Origin of the sequence: Blautia sp. MSJ-36 (assembly GCF_018917985.1) — a bacterium.
Classification (GTDB): Bacteria; Bacillota; Clostridia; order Lachnospirales; family Lachnospiraceae; genus Blautia_A.
The window spans coordinates 73910-90844 of record NZ_JAHLPQ010000004.1; the positions used below are offsets into that span (position 1 = coordinate 73910).

General features: G+C 48.3%; 18 protein-coding genes. All 18 read right to left on the reverse strand.

Annotated features, from left to right (window positions below):
- Nucleotides 1-75: 75 nt before the first annotated feature.
- A complete protein-coding gene (locus tag KQI39_RS04645) occupies nucleotides 76-1302 on the reverse strand; it encodes a nitrogenase component 1 (protein WP_216416913.1) in 1227 nt (408 codons plus the stop codon).
- Nucleotides 1299-2654 carry a nitrogenase component 1 gene (locus tag KQI39_RS04650; RefSeq protein WP_216416915.1) on the reverse strand — a complete coding sequence of 452 codons (1356 nt, stop codon included), beginning with the start codon at nucleotides 2652-2654 and terminating at the stop codon, nucleotides 1299-1301. The genes KQI39_RS04645 and KQI39_RS04650 overlap by 4 nt, the downstream gene beginning before the upstream one ends.
- Nucleotides 2648-3415, reverse strand: coding sequence for a nitrogenase iron protein NifH (locus tag KQI39_RS04655; RefSeq protein WP_216416917.1), 768 nt, complete (start codon nucleotides 3413-3415; stop codon nucleotides 2648-2650). The genes KQI39_RS04650 and KQI39_RS04655 overlap by 7 nt, the downstream gene beginning before the upstream one ends.
- Nucleotides 3412-3681 carry a TM1266 family iron-only hydrogenase system putative regulator gene (locus KQI39_RS04660; protein ID WP_174096000.1) on the reverse strand — a complete coding sequence of 90 codons (270 nt, stop codon included), beginning with the start codon at nucleotides 3679-3681 and terminating at the stop codon, nucleotides 3412-3414. The genes KQI39_RS04655 and KQI39_RS04660 overlap by 4 nt, the downstream gene beginning before the upstream one ends.
- A gap of 37 nt (nucleotides 3682-3718) precedes the next feature.
- Nucleotides 3719-4726, reverse strand: coding sequence for a hydrogenase expression/formation protein HypE (gene hypE, locus KQI39_RS04665; protein WP_173772150.1), 1008 nt, complete (start codon nucleotides 4724-4726; stop codon nucleotides 3719-3721).
- Nucleotides 4727-4772: 46 nt separating this feature from the next.
- On the reverse strand, nucleotides 4773-5816 hold the full coding sequence (hypD, locus tag KQI39_RS04670; RefSeq protein WP_178004366.1) for a hydrogenase formation protein HypD: 1044 nt from the start codon (nucleotides 5814-5816) through the stop codon (nucleotides 4773-4775).
- Nucleotides 5816-6025, reverse strand: coding sequence for a HypC/HybG/HupF family hydrogenase formation chaperone (locus KQI39_RS04675; RefSeq protein WP_022426401.1), 210 nt, complete (start codon nucleotides 6023-6025; stop codon nucleotides 5816-5818). The genes hypD and KQI39_RS04675 overlap by 1 nt, the downstream gene beginning before the upstream one ends.
- A gap of 3 nt (nucleotides 6026-6028) precedes the next feature.
- Nucleotides 6029-8428 (reverse strand): carbamoyltransferase HypF, encoded by a 2400-nt coding sequence (hypF, locus tag KQI39_RS04680; RefSeq protein WP_216416919.1) that lies wholly within the window; start codon nucleotides 8426-8428, stop codon nucleotides 6029-6031.
- 5 nt (nucleotides 8429-8433) lie between these two features.
- Nucleotides 8434-9471 (reverse strand): nitrogenase component 1, encoded by a 1038-nt coding sequence (locus tag KQI39_RS04685; RefSeq protein ID WP_173772148.1) that lies wholly within the window; start codon nucleotides 9469-9471, stop codon nucleotides 8434-8436.
- Entirely contained in the window at nucleotides 9468-10781 is a 1314-nt protein-coding gene (locus tag KQI39_RS04690; RefSeq protein ID WP_216416921.1) for a nitrogenase component 1, read from the reverse strand. Before KQI39_RS04690 ends, KQI39_RS04685 begins: the two co-directional genes overlap by 4 nt.
- Nucleotides 10778-11551 carry a nucleotide-binding protein gene (locus KQI39_RS04695; RefSeq protein WP_021977521.1) on the reverse strand — a complete coding sequence of 258 codons (774 nt, stop codon included), beginning with the start codon at nucleotides 11549-11551 and terminating at the stop codon, nucleotides 10778-10780. The genes KQI39_RS04690 and KQI39_RS04695 overlap by 4 nt, the downstream gene beginning before the upstream one ends.
- Nucleotides 11552-11964: 413 nt before the next feature.
- Nucleotides 11965-12321, reverse strand: coding sequence for a heavy-metal-associated domain-containing protein (locus tag KQI39_RS04700; protein WP_174096008.1), 357 nt, complete (start codon nucleotides 12319-12321; stop codon nucleotides 11965-11967).
- A 17-nt stretch (nucleotides 12322-12338) separates the two neighbouring features.
- The gene (locus KQI39_RS04705) at nucleotides 12339-12536 is read right to left on the reverse strand and encodes a FeoB-associated Cys-rich membrane protein (protein ID WP_021977522.1); all 198 of its coding nucleotides are present in this window, start codon (nucleotides 12534-12536) and stop codon (nucleotides 12339-12341) included.
- A gap of 222 nt (nucleotides 12537-12758) precedes the next feature.
- Nucleotides 12759-14942 (reverse strand): ferrous iron transport protein B, encoded by a 2184-nt coding sequence (feoB, locus tag KQI39_RS04710; protein WP_216416923.1) that lies wholly within the window; start codon nucleotides 14940-14942, stop codon nucleotides 12759-12761.
- Nucleotides 14943-14996: 54 nt separating this feature from the next.
- Nucleotides 14997-15221: a FeoA family protein gene (locus KQI39_RS04715; protein WP_118062707.1), complete on the reverse strand. Its 225-nt coding sequence runs from the start codon at nucleotides 15219-15221 to the stop codon at nucleotides 14997-14999.
- Nucleotides 15218-15358, reverse strand: a complete 141-nt coding sequence (locus KQI39_RS04720) for a hypothetical protein (RefSeq protein ID WP_216416925.1) — start codon at nucleotides 15356-15358, stop codon at nucleotides 15218-15220. The genes KQI39_RS04715 and KQI39_RS04720 overlap by 4 nt, the downstream gene beginning before the upstream one ends.
- Before the next feature lie 115 nt (nucleotides 15359-15473).
- Nucleotides 15474-15686, reverse strand: coding sequence for a FeoA family protein (locus tag KQI39_RS04725; protein WP_118169814.1), 213 nt, complete (start codon nucleotides 15684-15686; stop codon nucleotides 15474-15476).
- A gap of 237 nt (nucleotides 15687-15923) precedes the next feature.
- The gene (locus tag KQI39_RS04730; protein WP_216416927.1) at nucleotides 15924-16928 is read right to left on the reverse strand and encodes a cytidylate kinase-like family protein; all 1005 of its coding nucleotides are present in this window, start codon (nucleotides 16926-16928) and stop codon (nucleotides 15924-15926) included.
- Nucleotides 16929-16935 lie beyond the last annotated feature (7 nt).

A 16935-nucleotide genomic window follows, 5' to 3' on the forward strand; every position in this document is an offset into this window, starting at 1 on the left:
AAGATCCGTTCACCAGTTTTACCGCCATAAAAAGGCGCTGCATATTTCTGCAACGCCTTTCCGGTTTCTTATAGTTTATGTGGTTTTTCTGAAATTATACAAATTTTTGAGATAGATTCTTCCGGAGAATGCAATATGCGGCATCTCATAAAAAGTGGCACTTTCCGGGCAGATTGGGCGGTAGAGGGGATCTGCCACGATGATTCTGGCAGTTTTCAGTTTTTCTTCCATGGCTTCTTCACCGCGGATGACTTCATCTTCCTGGCGGAGGAGTCCCTCTGTGATCTCCAGAGGGCAGAGAAGCTGAACTTTTTTTCTATATTTCTGCTCTATGACAGCTGCCAGAGAGACCATGGTAACCGGTTCACCGATGAGGGTGATGTCCGGAGTGGGGATAAATCCTGACAATGGGCTGTCTTTTTTTCTCAGATAGATCACCTGATCCGGAGTTACTTTCCACAACTCTTCCTGTTCACCGGAAATCTGCGCTCCACTTTTTTCCGCGGAGTTTTCTTTTTTATCCTCAAACGCTTCGCAAGGGCTCTCCGCTGCCTTCTCAAGTGCGTCCGAAATCTCTCCCTCATAGCCTTCCACCGGAGTTCCCACAAGAAATGGTGTCCCGAATTTCTCTCTCAGAACATTGGCAGCCGGGATTCCCACGGAAGATACCACAAGGTTTACCTCCGCCTCACCGGCATGGGACAGATCTTCCAGCGTATCGCCCATAGCCCAGGTGGAAAGGATCTCCCACCCATATTTTTCCAGACGTCTTTTCATGGCATCTACCATCGGCTGGGGGCCAAAATCCAGGGGTGTTACTCCAAGAAGATTTAATTTCCGTTTTCTCTTCTCTGCAGCGCCGGTAAAATGTCTGGCAATCTCAGAGAGTGCCAGCCCTGCTCCATACACATAATCATGCATACCACTGGTTGGAACCGAAAACGCCGGAATCCCTGTCTCGGCCGTAAGTGCACGGGCAAGTCCAGGAAAATCTGTTCCGTTCATAAAGGGAATCGGGGAACTTGCAAGAGCAATAAATTTCGGTTTCAGTTCCTCCGCCACATCTTCGATATCCCGGAGAAATTTCTCATCATTTCCCATGATCGCATCGATATCCGTAAGGCCTGAGATAAAAATCAGGCTGTCCTGGTCATACCAACGGATCTCATCGTGGGTATTATAGGTAGAATTACAGCCAGAAGGATCATGCATCACCGTCATTCCTCCAAGCTCATACAAAGCGGAACAGACACCGGACACGTCTGCCGTATAAATCGGTATAATTCGATATGCCTGTCTCATATGCAGCTTTCGCACCCCCATCCTTTTCGAACGATCAGATCTTCCGGATCTTTTTCTTCATGAAATGCTTCCACCATCAGCTGCGCGGTATGTCTGATTCCGTCGAATCCCCAGAGCCCGCCGCCCTGTACCATATTGACAAAATTCCGGCTTCCGGTAAACCAGGCTGCTTTCTGCCCGATGGCAAGGATTTTTCCAGGCTGCTTCCGCGTACGCACCCGCATCTCCGGACGGACGGTGGAGATTAGTTTCAACTCCGGATAATTCTCCTTCAGCCAGAAAAATACCTCTTTTTCTTCCGGGCTGATACTGTCCAGAAAAACGGACTGTACCTGAAATTCATGAGTAAGGAGAAGCTTTGTAAGTCCCAGTGGCCTTGGATGAAAAAGATAATCCACAGCTATGGGCGTGTCACCGATAATCTGGTGTGCATGGGAAAGAACCTCCTCACATTCCCGGATCTCTTTTTCGATATCCAGGCCCTTGATTTCCCCTGTTTTCCTGTTGTTTTGCTGTTCCAACATTCCCAGCAGCTTCTCTTCCTGTTCCTGTATCTCCTCATAATCAAAACTTCCCGGCAGATACAAAAACGGTCTTCCAAGTCTCCTGGCCTGCTTTTCTGTCCCGAATTTTCCAGCCGGATAACAGTTCAGGATCAGGCTTCCTTCTCCCAGTTTCTGATAATCTTCCCAGGTTTCACAGGCCGGTGTTTCACGGAGGCGGATTCCGTTTTTCTTCAGGAGCCGACAGATATCCGCACCTTCATCCAGCGCAAAGTCACTGCCCAGAACTGTGACACAGCGAGGATCTGCCTCTCTCTCCGGCACGGCATCATACATGGCCAAGCGCAGTTTCTGATCTGGCGTGGGGCCTGTTTTCTGCATGATAGGATCCATGAAACACCGCATAAAAAAGATCTCCGGAAATCTTTTTTCCAATTCTCCGTAGATCCGGTCCAGATCGCTTCCCAGAAAATGGTGAAGACATACCGTAAAAAGCAGCACTGCTTTTGGTTTCTTATCCAGGCGGTTCAGAACGTCCGTTACCCCTTCGATGGTCACATCCTCCAGGTTCCCTCCAAGAAGATCTTTTTCCTCCACGATCACAAAGGAAAAACGGTCTGCCGCATTCATTTCCGCCGCAGTCAGAACAACACCACGCATGCAATTGTCCGCACAGACATAGATCTGCTGTGCTTCCGGGACCAGCATTCCCGTATGTACGATATTCCAGTTTCCGTGGGCCGGGGAATTAAATTCCAGCCCCGGCTGAAAGGGCACCGGAAAAGAAGCTTCTTTTATAAATACTTCTGTTTTTCCCGGAAACTCCCGATCGCCAACTCTTTTTAACATGTGCCATCCTCCCTGCATGCATTCAGGATCTGCTCTGCCAGTGCCCGGTATTCTCCTGCCATCTCACTTTCCGGGTAAGCTTCCAGAAGCGTTTTTCCCTGTTCCTCTGCCTCCAGCACCAGGTTACTTCTGGAAAGAGTTCCTACTACCTGGGTGTGAAAATCCTCTGCCAGCTCCCGGACTTTTTCTTCTTCTCTTGGCACATTCCGCCGGTTCAGGATCAGACCTCCCAGAGATGCGTAGCCTCTGTTTCTGAAGTTTTCCACCGCCATGGCAATGTTCGCTCCTGCATGGATGGCCATGTTTTCCCCGGAAGTGATGATAAATACTTTATCTGCATACCCTTTTCGCATGGGCATGGAAAAACCGCCGCAGACAACATCTCCCAGTACATCGTAGAGAACAATGTCCGGTTTATAGGTCTCATAGGCTCCGGTTTCTTTCAGTTTTTCCAGCGCAGTGATAATACCTCTTCCCGCACATCCAAGTCCAGGTGTAGGGCCGCCGGCTTCTACACAGACTACACCCCCGTATCCGATCTGCACCATATCTGCAAGTTTCAGGTCCTGGCGCTTTTCGTTGTAAAGATCCAGCACTGTGGGGACTTTTTTCCCATGCCGGAGAAGAATGGTGGAATCCGCCTTGGGATCACAGCCAATCTGCATCACTTTCATTCCTTTTTCCGCAAGGGCGGCTGCCACATTGGAAACTGTGGTGGATTTTCCGATGCCGCCCTTTCCGTATACCGCAACTCTTATCATTTTCTGTCCTCCGCTTTTGTGATCACATTGGAATATGCCGTTTTTGCGGAAACTCCCTTGAGACGGCCGATCTTTCCGGATAAGGAGCTGATCACATCCTGTGGCGCATCAATGGCAATGCTGATAATGTTGATTCCTTTTTCCCGGTAGGGGATTCCCATTCTCCCGATAATATATTTTCCCGCTTCGTGAAGAAAACGGTTGATGTCATCGATCACGTCATTGTTTTCCACAATGATCGAGATCAGTGCCACTCTTGTATCCATAACGTCAGACTCTCCTTTCCGGTATGATTCATTGCTGTCAGCAGATTCTCGGCAAAAGTTCCCCGCCTGGCTGCGGAAGTAATGCCTGAGTTCCAATTTCCGTAGTCATGACAACTTTTCCTGGCTGGTCTTCGGTCACTTCGCCGATAATGGCAGCGTCTTTGGAGTACGGACATTTACGCAGTGCTTCCACGATCTTTTCCGCCTCTTCCTTCGGTGCCATGATGACCATACGGCCCTCACATGCCAGATAAAGCGGCTCCAGTCCAAGCATGCCGCAGACGCCTTTTACTTCCGGCGCTACCGGAACCGATGGTGCATCCAGACGGATCCCCACATTGCTCTGTCCTGCAATCTCATAAAGAACCGTTCCCACACCGCCTCTTGTGGCATCACGGATCACATGAATGTTATGAGTTGCATCCATCACTTCTTTTACAGTTCCCCACAGTGGCGCACAGTCGCTTGTCACATCTGCGTCAATGCCAAAATCCTCTCTTGCCAGAAGAATGGTGCATCCATGTCTTCCCACATCACCGGTCACAATGATGGCATCTCCCGGTTTTGCCAGCTCGCCGCCTACCTTCACGCCATCCTGGATCTCGCCCATTCCGGTTGTTGTGATGAACACGCCGTCAACCTGGCCTTTTCCTGCTACCTTGGTATCGCCGGAAACAATACGCACACCGACTTCTTTCGCTGTTTTTTCCATGGCTGCGGCGATTTCTTCCAGCTTCTCCATGGGAAAACCTTCTTCGATCACAAAAGCGCAGGTGAGATACATCGGTTTCGCTCCCATACAGGCAAGGTCATTGACCGTTCCACAGATAGAAAGCTTACCGATATTTCCTCCCGGGAAAAACGCCGGAGAAACGATAAATCCATCGGTGGATACCGCCATTTTTCCTGTCGGCGGAACCAGCACTGCCGCATCATCAGCTGTGAGATCCGGGTTTGCAAAATGTGCTTTAAATACTTCATCAATCAGTTCTGAGGTCTGGCGGCCTCCGGCACCGTGTGCCATGGTTACTGTTTTATTATCCATAATATTCATCTTCTTTCTGTTAATTACAGTCCATTAAACCGGACAGTTAATTTCCATACATAAAATATGCGGAACAGGCTCCTTCATTAGATACCATGCAGGCTCCTACCGGATGCTGCGGGGTACAGACTTTTCCGAACACCTTGCAGTCCGACGGTTTACATTTTCCCTGAAGCACATCGCCACAGCGACAGGCAGGATTTGGTTTGCCTTTGATCGGCGGCACCGCATATTTTTTTCTGGCATCAAAAGCTTCCCATTCTTTCCGGAGCACCAGGCCGGATCCCGGGATCACACCCAGTCCACGCCATTCGGAATCGCAGGGTTCCATCAGTTCCTCGATCAGTGTCTGTGCCTCCGGGCTTCCTTCGCTTTTTACCACGCGCGGATAACAGTTTACAAAGAACGGCTTTCCCTCCTGGAAACGTACCAGTGCAACTGCCAGTGCGGTAAGCAGCTCCTTCGCTGTAAATCCTGCCACCACACCACTGACACCTTCCTCTGCCAGATGTTCACAGAGCGCCGTTCCTGTGATGGCATTGACATGGCCAGGGTAAAGGAACACATCCGCGCTGCCTTTTAATGCCTGATAAGCCTGCGGCATGGTCTTGTTCGCCACGAGAAGGGAATAGTTTAAAAGGCCGTCCTCTCTGGCTTTTTTTACAGAAAGGCATCCTGCAGGTGTGGTGGTCTCAAAACCAACGGAAAGGAATACCACCTGTTCCTCCGGATGTTCTTTCGCATATTTTTCCGCATCTGCCGGTGAATAGACGATGCGTATCCTGGCACCTTCTGCCCTGGCATCTGCAAGGCTTTTCTTTGTCCCTGGTACACGGACAAGATCACCGAAGGTACAGATAGTCGCCTGTTTTTCCAGAGCAAGATAAACGGCCTCGTCAATAAAGCCTACCGGTGTTACACAGACCGGGCAGCCCGGGCCTGAAATCAGCTCCACCTGCGGTGGCAGAAGCTTGCGGATCCCCAGACGGAAAATCTCGTGAGTATGGGTTCCGCAGACTTCCATGATCCGCACCGGCGGCCCCTGATATCCTTCTATGATCTCTCTTGCTGTTTTTTTCTTCTCTTCCATCACAGCAGTTCCTCCATCAGCTGGTCTGTCTCTTCCTCGTCATCGTCAGTGATCTTTGCAATGGCAACACCAGCATGTACCATCACATAATCTCCCGGCTCCAGATCTCCCAGAAGCTGGGCGGAAACTTCTCTCTTTGCGCCGCCTGCGTCTACCACTGCGGTTCCGTCACTGATCTTTACTACTTTTGCTGATAATCCTACACACATACTCTATTTCCTCCTGTTCACATAAGCCATTCCATACGCCGCCTGTCCAAGTGCGATTCCTCCGTCATTTGGCGGGATCAGGCTGTGTTTCAGAACTTCAAAACCTCTTTCTGCAAGTCCGTCATCTACCAGTTCCAGAAGCAGCCGGTTCTGGAATACGCCACCGCTTAATGCCACTTTTTTAATTCCGGTCTCCTGCTCTGCTGCCTCACAGGCTGCAAGGATCTGTTCTGCCAGTGCCCGGTGGAATTCGTAAGCCAGCTTCCCGGAATCTTCCCCTGCCAGTTTTTCCTGAACCAGATGTGCAACGATGTCACCTGTATTTAAAACAAATTTCCGTTCCTCTGTGGATGATGCTGAGGTGCCTGGATTTTCCGGAATATCTTTTTTTTCTGTCATCCACATTTTCAGGCTTTTCACTCTTATATCCACATTTTTCTTCTGTATCTCCTGCGCTCTCCACGCTTCCGCCGCAAACTCCAGCGCTGTGGAAGCTTCCCCCTCAAACGTGGACGCTCTCCGGATCCCCAAGATCGCGCTGACTCCGTCAAAGAGCCTTCCTGCACTGGTGGAAGTCACTGCATTGAGCTTTCTCTGTGCCATCGTCACCAGTACTTTTGCTTCCTGCTCTGTGCAAAGTCCCAGTTTTTGGACAGTATCAAGAGTTTTCTCTATATTTCCTGTATTCTGCCAGATCAGGGAAACTGCGATCCGCCAGCCTTCTTTTGCGGAAACATCTCCTCCCACCTGCACAAAAGGTTCGATACTTCCAATCCTTGTAAATCCCTGATGATCTGCCATCAGGATCTCACCGCCCCAGATCGTCCCGTCTGTTCCATATCCTGTTCCGTCAAAGGAAACACCGATCACTTTTTCCTCGCAGTCGTTTTCTGCCATGCAGGATAAAATGTGGGCGTAATGATGCTGCACTTTCAAAACGGGAAGTCCCAGTTCCTCTGCAACCACTGTGGAATTATATTTGGGATGAAGGTCACAGACCACCACTTCCGGCTGAACTTCCAGAAGTGTTTCCAGCCGCCCTATGGTCTCTTTGAGGGCTTTTACCGTTCGAAGGTCCTCCAGATCACCCACATAAGGAGACGGATAAAAACGGTTATCCACACCAATGCAGAATGTATTCTTAAGCTCTCCACCTGCCGCGATCACCTGTCCCTTCCAGGGTGTGGAAACCATAAACGGAAGAGGTGCATATCCACGGGAACGCCGGATCATATATGGCTCTCCCTTATAAAAATCCATCACCGAATCATCGGCCCGGATCCGGATCTTCCTGTCATGGGAAAGGATGCAGTCACATAAATAAGAAAGTTCTTCCACAGCCTCATGATCGTCTCTGCAGATCGGCGCCCCGGATGTGTTTCCGCTGGTCATCACCAGAAGCTTCGGCATCTCAATTCCATCGTCATAATGAAAAAGAAGAAGCTGCACCGGTGCGTAGGGAAGCATCACACCGACTTTTGGATTCCCGGGAGCGATGCTCTCACAGAGTTTTCCCTCAGTTTCCTGCTTATTTGGCTGATTTATCAGCTTATCCAGCAAAAGGATCGGCTTCTGATGCCCGGTAAGGATCTTCTCCTGCTCCTCACTGACCTGACAGACTTCTTTCACAGTTTCCAGATCCTGTGCCATCACCGCAAAAGGTTTCACCGGACGCCGTTTCAGTTTCCGGAGCCGCTGTACAGCCTCCTCACTGGTGGCATCACAGCAGAGGTGAAAACCACCGATTCCCTTGATGGCCACGATCCCGCCGGAAGCAATGGTCTTCCTCGTATAAGTGATGGCCTCCCGGCCCCGTTCTTCTCTTCCGATGAGATAAACCTCCGGCCCGCAGTCATTGCAGCACACCGGCTGAGCATCATAGCGCCTGGTGTCCGGATTATGGTACTCATCCGCGCAGGACGGACACATGGGAAATTCTTTCATGCTGGTCCGTTCCCGGTCGTAAGGAAGGGAATCCAGGATGGTAAGCCTTGGGCCACAGCAGGTACAGTTGATAAAGGGATGCAGATACCGCCTGTTTTTCGGATCAAACATCTCCTCCTTACATTCGTCGCAGATGGCAATATCCGGAGAAACAAAGATCTCGCCCTTTGTCTTCTCGCTTTCAATGATATCAAACTGCGTAAATTCCTCCGGCTCCTCCACCGGTTCCACCAGAAGCTTCAGGATGGCCGCACGCTTCGGCGGCCTGTTCTCAATATCTCCGATAAAACCGTCCACATCCTGCTGTCTGCCCTGGGCAAAAATCTCCACATAGGGTCCTTTATTGGACACACTGCCACGGATTCCCCTTGCCATGGCATGGCGGCTGACCGTAGGGCGGAACCCCACCCCCTGTACGATTCCGTAAACACGGATCATTTTTGTAATTTCGCACTCCATATGTTCTACCTGCACTTTCCGGATACCGCAAAATGCACCGCATCCACAAACACGCCTGAAAAATCTTTCGTCATCCGCCTCATACAGGGATCTGCAAAGATCACATCATATCTGCCTTTTTCCACCAGCTCCATGTAATCTTCCTCATCTTTTAATGACACATCCCCCTCTTCCAGGAGATCTTTTTCCATGGAAAACCAGCTTGCCACTGTGATCTTTCCGTCACCGCCACGTTTCCGAAGTTCCGCTCTTATGGAACCTGCCATCACCTGCTGCTGCACAATGAGGATTTTTTTCCCCGCATACTCCATATCCGGCACCAGTTCCTCCACCAGCGGATATCCCACCTCATAAGGCGTTCCGAAAGTTTTCTCAAGATATCTGGCACATTCCAGTGCCGCCGGAGAAACCACGATATTTTTTTCCACAGAGGAGGCTTTTTTTACTTCATCAAGCCCATCTCCCATTCCGTAGCAGACTGCCTGGTGCCCCTGAGACTTAAATTTTTCCCGGAGCTTATCTGCCGCCTTCAGGTCACTGACATCCTGTGGCGTCATTCCAAGGATGCCCACCCTGCCCGTCTCCACCGGCAGTTTTTCCCGGGCAAAAACTTTAAAAAGTTCCAGATAAGCCTTCCGTTCTCCCCCGTCATAAAGCTCCATTCCATCGGTATTTACCGCAAGTACCGGAAGGTCTGTTTTTTTCTCGCACATCCGCTTCAGTGCCTGATAATCCGTTCCGATCACGGCGGGCACCGGCGTTCCGATCACTGCCGCAAAGCCTGCCTCCACCTTTTCTGCCGCATCCACAAGTTTGGCAACCAGGCGGTCATCCCGTCCCAGGATGGCATCCATGTCCCGAAGTCCCGCACTGAACACGGCACTTTTTCGCTCAAACCATCTTGGCTCATCAAAACCGCAGACATTTCCCGTGCATCCGCCGGCATCACAGATCACGATGATCCCGCCAAGCTCATACAAAACCGATACAGCGCCTGACTGATCCGGGGCAAAGGGTGTCAGATATTTCCGAAGTCCTCTCATGCTCTTTCCCCCTTTCGCTCATCCTGCTCCACAGTCTCAAGGAGCGCCTCAAACAATCTCCGGACCCCGGCATATCCATAAGGCTGACGGTCCTGATTCCAGACTACGTTGGGCTGATCCGGATGATAATATCCAGCATCCTTACCGATGGTAAAATTCACACCACTCTCTGCCGAATCATAATACAGCATGGTAGGTTCCATATTGGAAAAAATCTTTGTCTCCGGGCTCAGCGCGGCCAGATGCCGTATGTATACAAAATTCTCAGAAGAGATGGTTCCATAGATCTCCGGCACCTGAAATCCATACCGCACCAGTGCAAGTGCCAGCTCAAATGGATCTCCGTTCATGCACTCCCCTACTGCAAAAGAGGCATCCGGACAGACTTCCCGGAAATGTTCCACAGCTGCCTCCGCCTCTTTCTTACAGGATTCCTGGTCAAAAGAAACGCCAAGAACCTGTCCAAGGGCACGGTACTGATTTTCGATCTTATCCATCTGATAAAGCCTTCGAAGCTCAATAAACGGGATCTTCAGCCGATTATGAAAATCCTCTGCCGCAAACCTTGCTTCCGGATGGAGCACCAGATTAAAATTGGCCTGTGACATGGTCTGATATTCCTCATAATTCTTACATCTGGAAATTTCATGAATAATTTTTACGCCTGCCTGATGCAGCAGCTCATAGATCTCACAGTCATCCACCAAGGGTGAAAAAAATCCCAGGAGATTGACTACATTTCCTTTTTTCTTCTGAGGCTTAAGAAGAGAATATAAGGACTGGCGCACATGGACCATGGGCGGCTTCCTGCCCTCACGTGTCAGCGCATACATGTAACAGGGACGCACCGGAATGTCCACTTTTTCCTCTGCTTTCCGACAGACACGTTCCATATCTGTTCCCAGAAGTGCATCCACACAGGTGATACAGATCATCACCACCGACGGTTTCTTCTCACAGCAGTCACAGATCTCTTTTACCGCTTTTGGGATCTTTTTCAGATGACGGCCTGTGACAATATCTGTCTCATCCATCATCAGGTAAAAAAAACGGTCATTATATTCCGGCATGGAACTGATAAGAGAAGTATTTCTTCCACAGCATCCAGGCGCCACGATCAGCATAATGGAATCCGGCACTGCAAGCCCCGCACGTTTTACCCCGAATCCTTCCGCTCCCGGAGAATTGAAGGCCAGTGTTGCCGGAGAACTGTAGATCAGATGCTTCCCGGAGATCATCTGAGGCGGAATTGCTTCCGGTCCAAGCTGTTCCAGTTCTTTAGCTGTTGCAAAATATGCTTTCTTTTTCATACGCCCTCCATCTCCGTTCCTTCACTCTCCAGCAGCTTCCGCGCCAGCGCAAAAAATTTCTCACTGATCTCAGAATTCTCATCACCCTCGATCACCGTTTTCCCCTGATCTTCCCAGCGGATAATCTCGTCGCTTCTCGGGATCTCACCAACAATAGGGATATTGCTTTTTTCCGCAAAAGCCTGCACCTTCTCGGTCTCATTCTCCACATTTCTGTGGTTCAGCACAATTCCAAAGATCCTCGCATAGCTGCGGTCCTCAAAATTCCGAACAGCACTGGAAATATTGTTGGCTGCATAGAGTGCCATCTTCTCCCCGGATGTGACAATGAGAACTTTTTCCGCATAGCCCTCCCGGATCGGCGCCGCAAAACCACCGCACACCACATCACCAAGCACATCGTAAAGTACCACATCCGGCTTCCAGGTTTCAAAAAGTTTCAGATCCTCCAGAAGCTGAAATGTGGCGATAATCCCTCGTCCCGCACATCCAAGTCCCGGCGTCGGGCCTCCTGTCTCAATACAGAGAACACCGCCAAAACCCTCCTTCGATATATCTTCCAGTTTCTCCGGTTCCTCATCTTCTTCCCTCATATAATTCATCACCGGCCGGAGGGGTTCTCCACCAAGAAGATTGATGGTGGAATCCGCTTTTGGATCGCACCCGATCTGGATCACTCTTTTTCCCATAGCCGCAAAAGCCGCCGCCAGGTTGGAAGTCACTGTGGACTTTCCGATACCGCCCTTTCCGTATACTGCTACCTTCAGCATAAAATCCTCCCTTACTGAATGCACCTGCTCCTGCAGGCATTTTACATAAAAAAAGCTCCTTCACCACACAAGGTGAAAGAGTCCCGTATTCCGCTCATAAAGCAGTTAAAGCCACGCTAAATGAACAACAATTCCCGCTCGGATCATACCTTGCCGTCAAAGTCTGTTACCTCTCTATTTGGCTTTCATAACACATCATTCGGATAGAAAAAAATTTGTAATAACATTCATTCCGTCTGAATTTTTCTGTTTTTATTATACAATGGCAGTCATTAGTGAGTCAATTGTAACTCTGGCTTTTTGTACAAAAAAAGACCTCTTGTCGAAATATTTTTAAGCATTTCGACGAGAAGCCTTTTCTCTGATCTGACGGAGCGGGATACACTCCGACATTCCTATTCTCTTCTGGATCCTTACTGAATCGAAACGACGTGATATCCTCGATCCTCAACAACTTTTTTCAGCTCATCATTGGAAATCTCTCTGTCGTAGGAAACCACTGCCTCACCTTTTTTCAGGTTTACCTTGGCTGCCGCTCCGTCAATACGGTTGATGGCTCTAGTGACGCTGGCTACACAGTTCTCACAGTGCATTCCTGTGATCTTCATAGTTTTCTCACCAAGCTTCGTTCCGTCCAGTTTCTTCTTCGGGATTTCCGGTTTGCTGCCGCCTCCACAGCAGGCACCCTCACCTTTCAGATGTTTATATGCGCCTTTTCCGGCAAACAACATAATGATGATAACAACGATGACAACGATTGCATTTGCCATAATGATCTACCTCCTGGTTACTTCTGCATTCCGCTGCAGCCTGAGCATCCGGAGCAATGACCGGAGCATCCGCCGCCACAGCCGTTGGTACGTGTATTACCGGCACAGCCAACACAGCTGAGCCCCTGTTTCTTTCTTGAATAAAGATAACTGATCACAAATATACCATATGCGATCACAAGCGCCAGTACAATAATATCCGCTACTATACTCATATCTGTCACCCTTTCTTTCGCTGCACAGCAGTTAAGACGCTGTCAGCTTCTGATGAATAATTTTGTAAAAAATTCCTATGTTTCTTCAGGCTTATTATAACACAGAAGACCAGGTATTTACATACCCGGCCTCCTTATGTTTCTTATCATTTCCGCTGTTTTCACAGCATCATTTCAAAGTTATCATATGTACCGGATCTTAACTGTATGACCGGTTTACGATTACTCTGCTGCCTGAACAGATCTCTTTGTAACATCGTTCTGATTCTTGTACGGATCTGGTCTGAACAGAAGGAAGAGAATGATTGCCACAAGGATCAGAGCAACGATTGTTCCAATTCCGAAGGATCCGGCACCTGTAACAACAAGACCAATCTGGTATACACAAAGTGTTACAACATAAGCAAAGATGTTCTGGAAGAGAATTGCAAACCAGAACCATTTTCTGGACTGCATCTCATGTGCCATTGTAGAAATAGCTGCAAGACACGGAGAGTCAAGCAGGTTGAACAGCAGGAAGGAGAATGCTGCTACTGCTGACGGGAACCATGCTTTGATCGCTGCACCAACGATCATGGTATCTTCTGCATCATCACCAGCTACGTTTGCAAGAACACCCATTGTACTAACGATGGACTCTTTTGCGGAGAATCCGGAGATGGATGCCGCAACCGGCTGCCATTTACCGAATCCAAGAGGAGCAAAGATCGGAGCAAGGATACCACCAAGGATAGCCATGATACTGTCGTTGCTGTCCTCAACAAATCCGATTCCGCTTCCTGTGCTGCCAATGCTGGAAAGAACCCACATGATAACAGTTGCAAGGAAAAGAATTGTACCGGCTTTGATGATGAAGCCTTTCAGTCTCTCCCAAACGTGAAGCAGAACTGTCTTTGCAGACGGAATATGGTACTGTGGAAGCTCCATTACGAACGGAGCAGGTTTACCGGAGAACGGTTTTGTTTTCTTCAGGATGATGGCAGATACAAGAACTGCTACAACACCGATGAAGTACATCAGTGGTGTGATGAAACCAGCTGCTACATAGTCACCGGTTACATATGCTGTCATGATACCACCCATAAGAGCGATAACAGGAAGCTTAGCACCACAAGGAATAAATGTTGCTGTCATGATTGTTAATCGACGGTCGTTATCAGCCTCGATTGTTTTGGAAGCCATGATTCCAGGGATTCCACAACCAGAGGAGATAAGGAGCGGGATAAAGCTCTTTCCGGAAAGTCCGAAATGACGGAATACACGGTCCATGACGAATGCGATACGAACCATGTAACCGCAGTCCTCAAGGATGGACAGGAACAGGAACAGGATCGCCATCTGCGGAACGAATCCAAGTACTGCACCAAGACCACCGATGATACCATCAGACACAAGGCTTACCAGCCAGTCTGCAACACCGACACCGCTGAGGCCATCAGCTACAACACCCTGGATAGTTCCGACGAAGCTGTCGTTTGTCCAGTCTGTTACCATGGTACCAACTGTTGTTACAGATACATAATAAACGATGAACATGGTAAGGATAAAGATCGGAAGACCGAGGATACGGTTTGTTACGATACGGTCGATCTTATCGGAAACAGTCATCTTATTTCCGCTTCTCTTAACGTTTGCGGAAACAACTTTCTGGATGTACTGATATCTTCCATCTGTTACGATACTCTCTGTATCATCATCTTCTGCCTTCTCAAGGTTGGAAGCGATCTCCTCGATCTTGGACTGAGCAGAAGCCGGAAGGTTAAGACCTTCTTTTACTTTGCTGTCTCTCTCGAGAAGTTTTACTGCATACCATCTCTTGTTCTCCTCAGAGATGTTTGCAGGAACAAGGCTCTCGATCTCGTTTACAGCTTTCTCAACTGCCTTCGGGAACTCCATTTTTTTGGATGGTACTCTGTGCTGGTTTGCACATTTGATTGCCTCATCAACAACCTCTTTAAGACCTGTTCCCTTAAGGGCGGATGTCTCAACGATCGGGCATCCAAGTGCGAAACTTAAGCCTTTTACATTGATGTGGATGTTGTTCTTCTTCAGAAGATCCACCATGTTAAGAGCGATAACAACCGGGATACCGATCTCAAGAAGCTGTGTTGCAAGATACAGGTTTCTCTCGATGTTTGTTGCATCCACAAGGTCGATAATTACATCCGGTTTCTCTTTCAGAAGGTAATCACGGCTGACAACCTCCTCAAGTGTATACGGGGAAAGTGAATAGATACCCGGAAGGTCTGTTACAGTTACATCCTTCTGGTTTTTCAGTTTACCCTCTTTTTTCTCTACAGTAACACCTGGCCAGTTACCAACGTACTGGTTAGCGCCTGTAAGAGCGTTGAACATTGTAGTCTTACCACAGTTCGGGTTTCCGGCAAGAGCTATTGTTACAGACATTTTTCATCCTCCTTTTTTCAGATCAGAGCATGATGCTCTGTCATTTTTCGAAGTTTATTTCTGTTTTACTTCTACACATGCTGCGTCATGCTTACGCAGGGAAAGCTCATAACCTCTGATGGTGATCTCAACCGGATCTCCAAGAGGAGCTACCTTGCGGATATAAACCTCGCTGCCTTTTGTGATTCCCATGTCCATGATACGGCGCTTGTAAGCCGGGTCGCCGGTGATCTTGGAAACAACTACTGTAGAACCTACTGCTGCATCACGTAAAGTCATTTCTCTTTTCCTCCCTGTTCATATTCCAAATCCATATGATGATCTCCGTCTGCTTTCGCTTCCAGAGACCATAAAAACTGCTCATCTCCCGGAGCAGTTACAGTAAAACAGGCCCCTCTGGTCTGTCTGCTGTTCATTTTACGGAACGTGCCGCATTCTTCTTACGGCACTTCACATCCATAATCTATCCTCAACTGTACTTCATACAGTCTTGGGCAAATCTATTACCGGGCGCTGCCGCACACAGTCCGGTTACACCATTATGTGTCTGGCCATTTCCTTATTAACCGCAACTCTGGAATCCTTGATATTTACGATCAGATTGCCGTCAAACTGGGAAATAACGGTTACTTCCGCATTCTCAACAAAGCCAAGACCTGCAAGAAATCTTCTTGTGTCTTCCGCTCCGGAAATACGCTTAATTGTACCGGTATCGCCTGACTGCAAAAATAAAATCGGCTGCATGGAATCCCCTCCGTTTCCTTCTATTAATTAACTCAGTCTAATTAGTTAACCCTAACTCATAGGTTAGTGTATACTAAGTTTTTTCGAATGTCAATCCCCAAAATGAAAAAAGTTAATCAAGATTAAATTTTTATAAAAAAGCATAAAAAGAATTCCTGTATTTTGAGATATTTCTACCTGCCGGACAGGCACTTCTCTTTTTACAGGAATTCTTTTATAATTTTCTGATATTATCTTTTAATGGATCTGATCATCCAGCAATTTCAAAATCAGATTTTCTGTCTCATTGATACCATAACTTGCACTGTTGATGCACAGGTCATAGTTATCCGGCTTGCCCCAGTGGGCTCCACCATAGAAGTTATAATACTTTCTGTGCTGGCTGTCCATCTTCTTTAGGAAGCGGACCGCCTGCTTCATATTCATCTTCCTTACATCCATGACATGCTGGACGCGAAGGGCAAAAGGCGCTGTGATAAACAGACTGATATGTGGAATATGATTATTCTTAAGGATCGCATCCGCACATCTTCCCATAATGATGCAGTCCTCTTTGGAAGCCAGGTCACAGATCAGGTCACTCATGTTAAAAAATACTGCGTCCTGTTTCGGAAGTCCGTGATATCTGTTAAATTCCCGGAACCATTCCCGTGGATCAAACTTATGCTTCTTCTCATATTTATTGAAATCCGCAAAATATTCCGCATCATTGACCGCACCTTTTTCCGCCTCAAGACGTCTTAATACCTGGTCAAAGATCTCCACGTCATAATAGTTGATCCGAAGTTTATCTGCCAGACCGAAACCGATATCATTGCCGGCACTTCCCTGTGTACGGCTGATGCAGATGACCAGATGATCGTCCTCGGAAATTTTTTCCCTGCGCTTGATCATATGATTCAGTGCCACACGTTCCTTATCCATGATATCCGTAGCAACAAAGGTCTCCGGCAGCGTAAGGATCTCCTGAAAGATCTCATCATATTTCTTCATCAGACGGCTTTTTTCGTCTTTATCCTTGATGGTTCTGGCCATGTTACTGATCAGGGCCATCTCGCTTCGAAGAAGATGCCCGTCCGGTTTGGTATACATCAGGGCACTTAAGTTACGGATGGTACCTTCTCTGTCACCGGTAAAGGTACGTCCAAGGGAAGATCCTACGCTTTTATAAACCTCGCCATCCATTTCATAAAGTCTGGTAGCAAGTTCTCTGCATTTCTCTCGAATGTTATTATCCTGCATATTGATC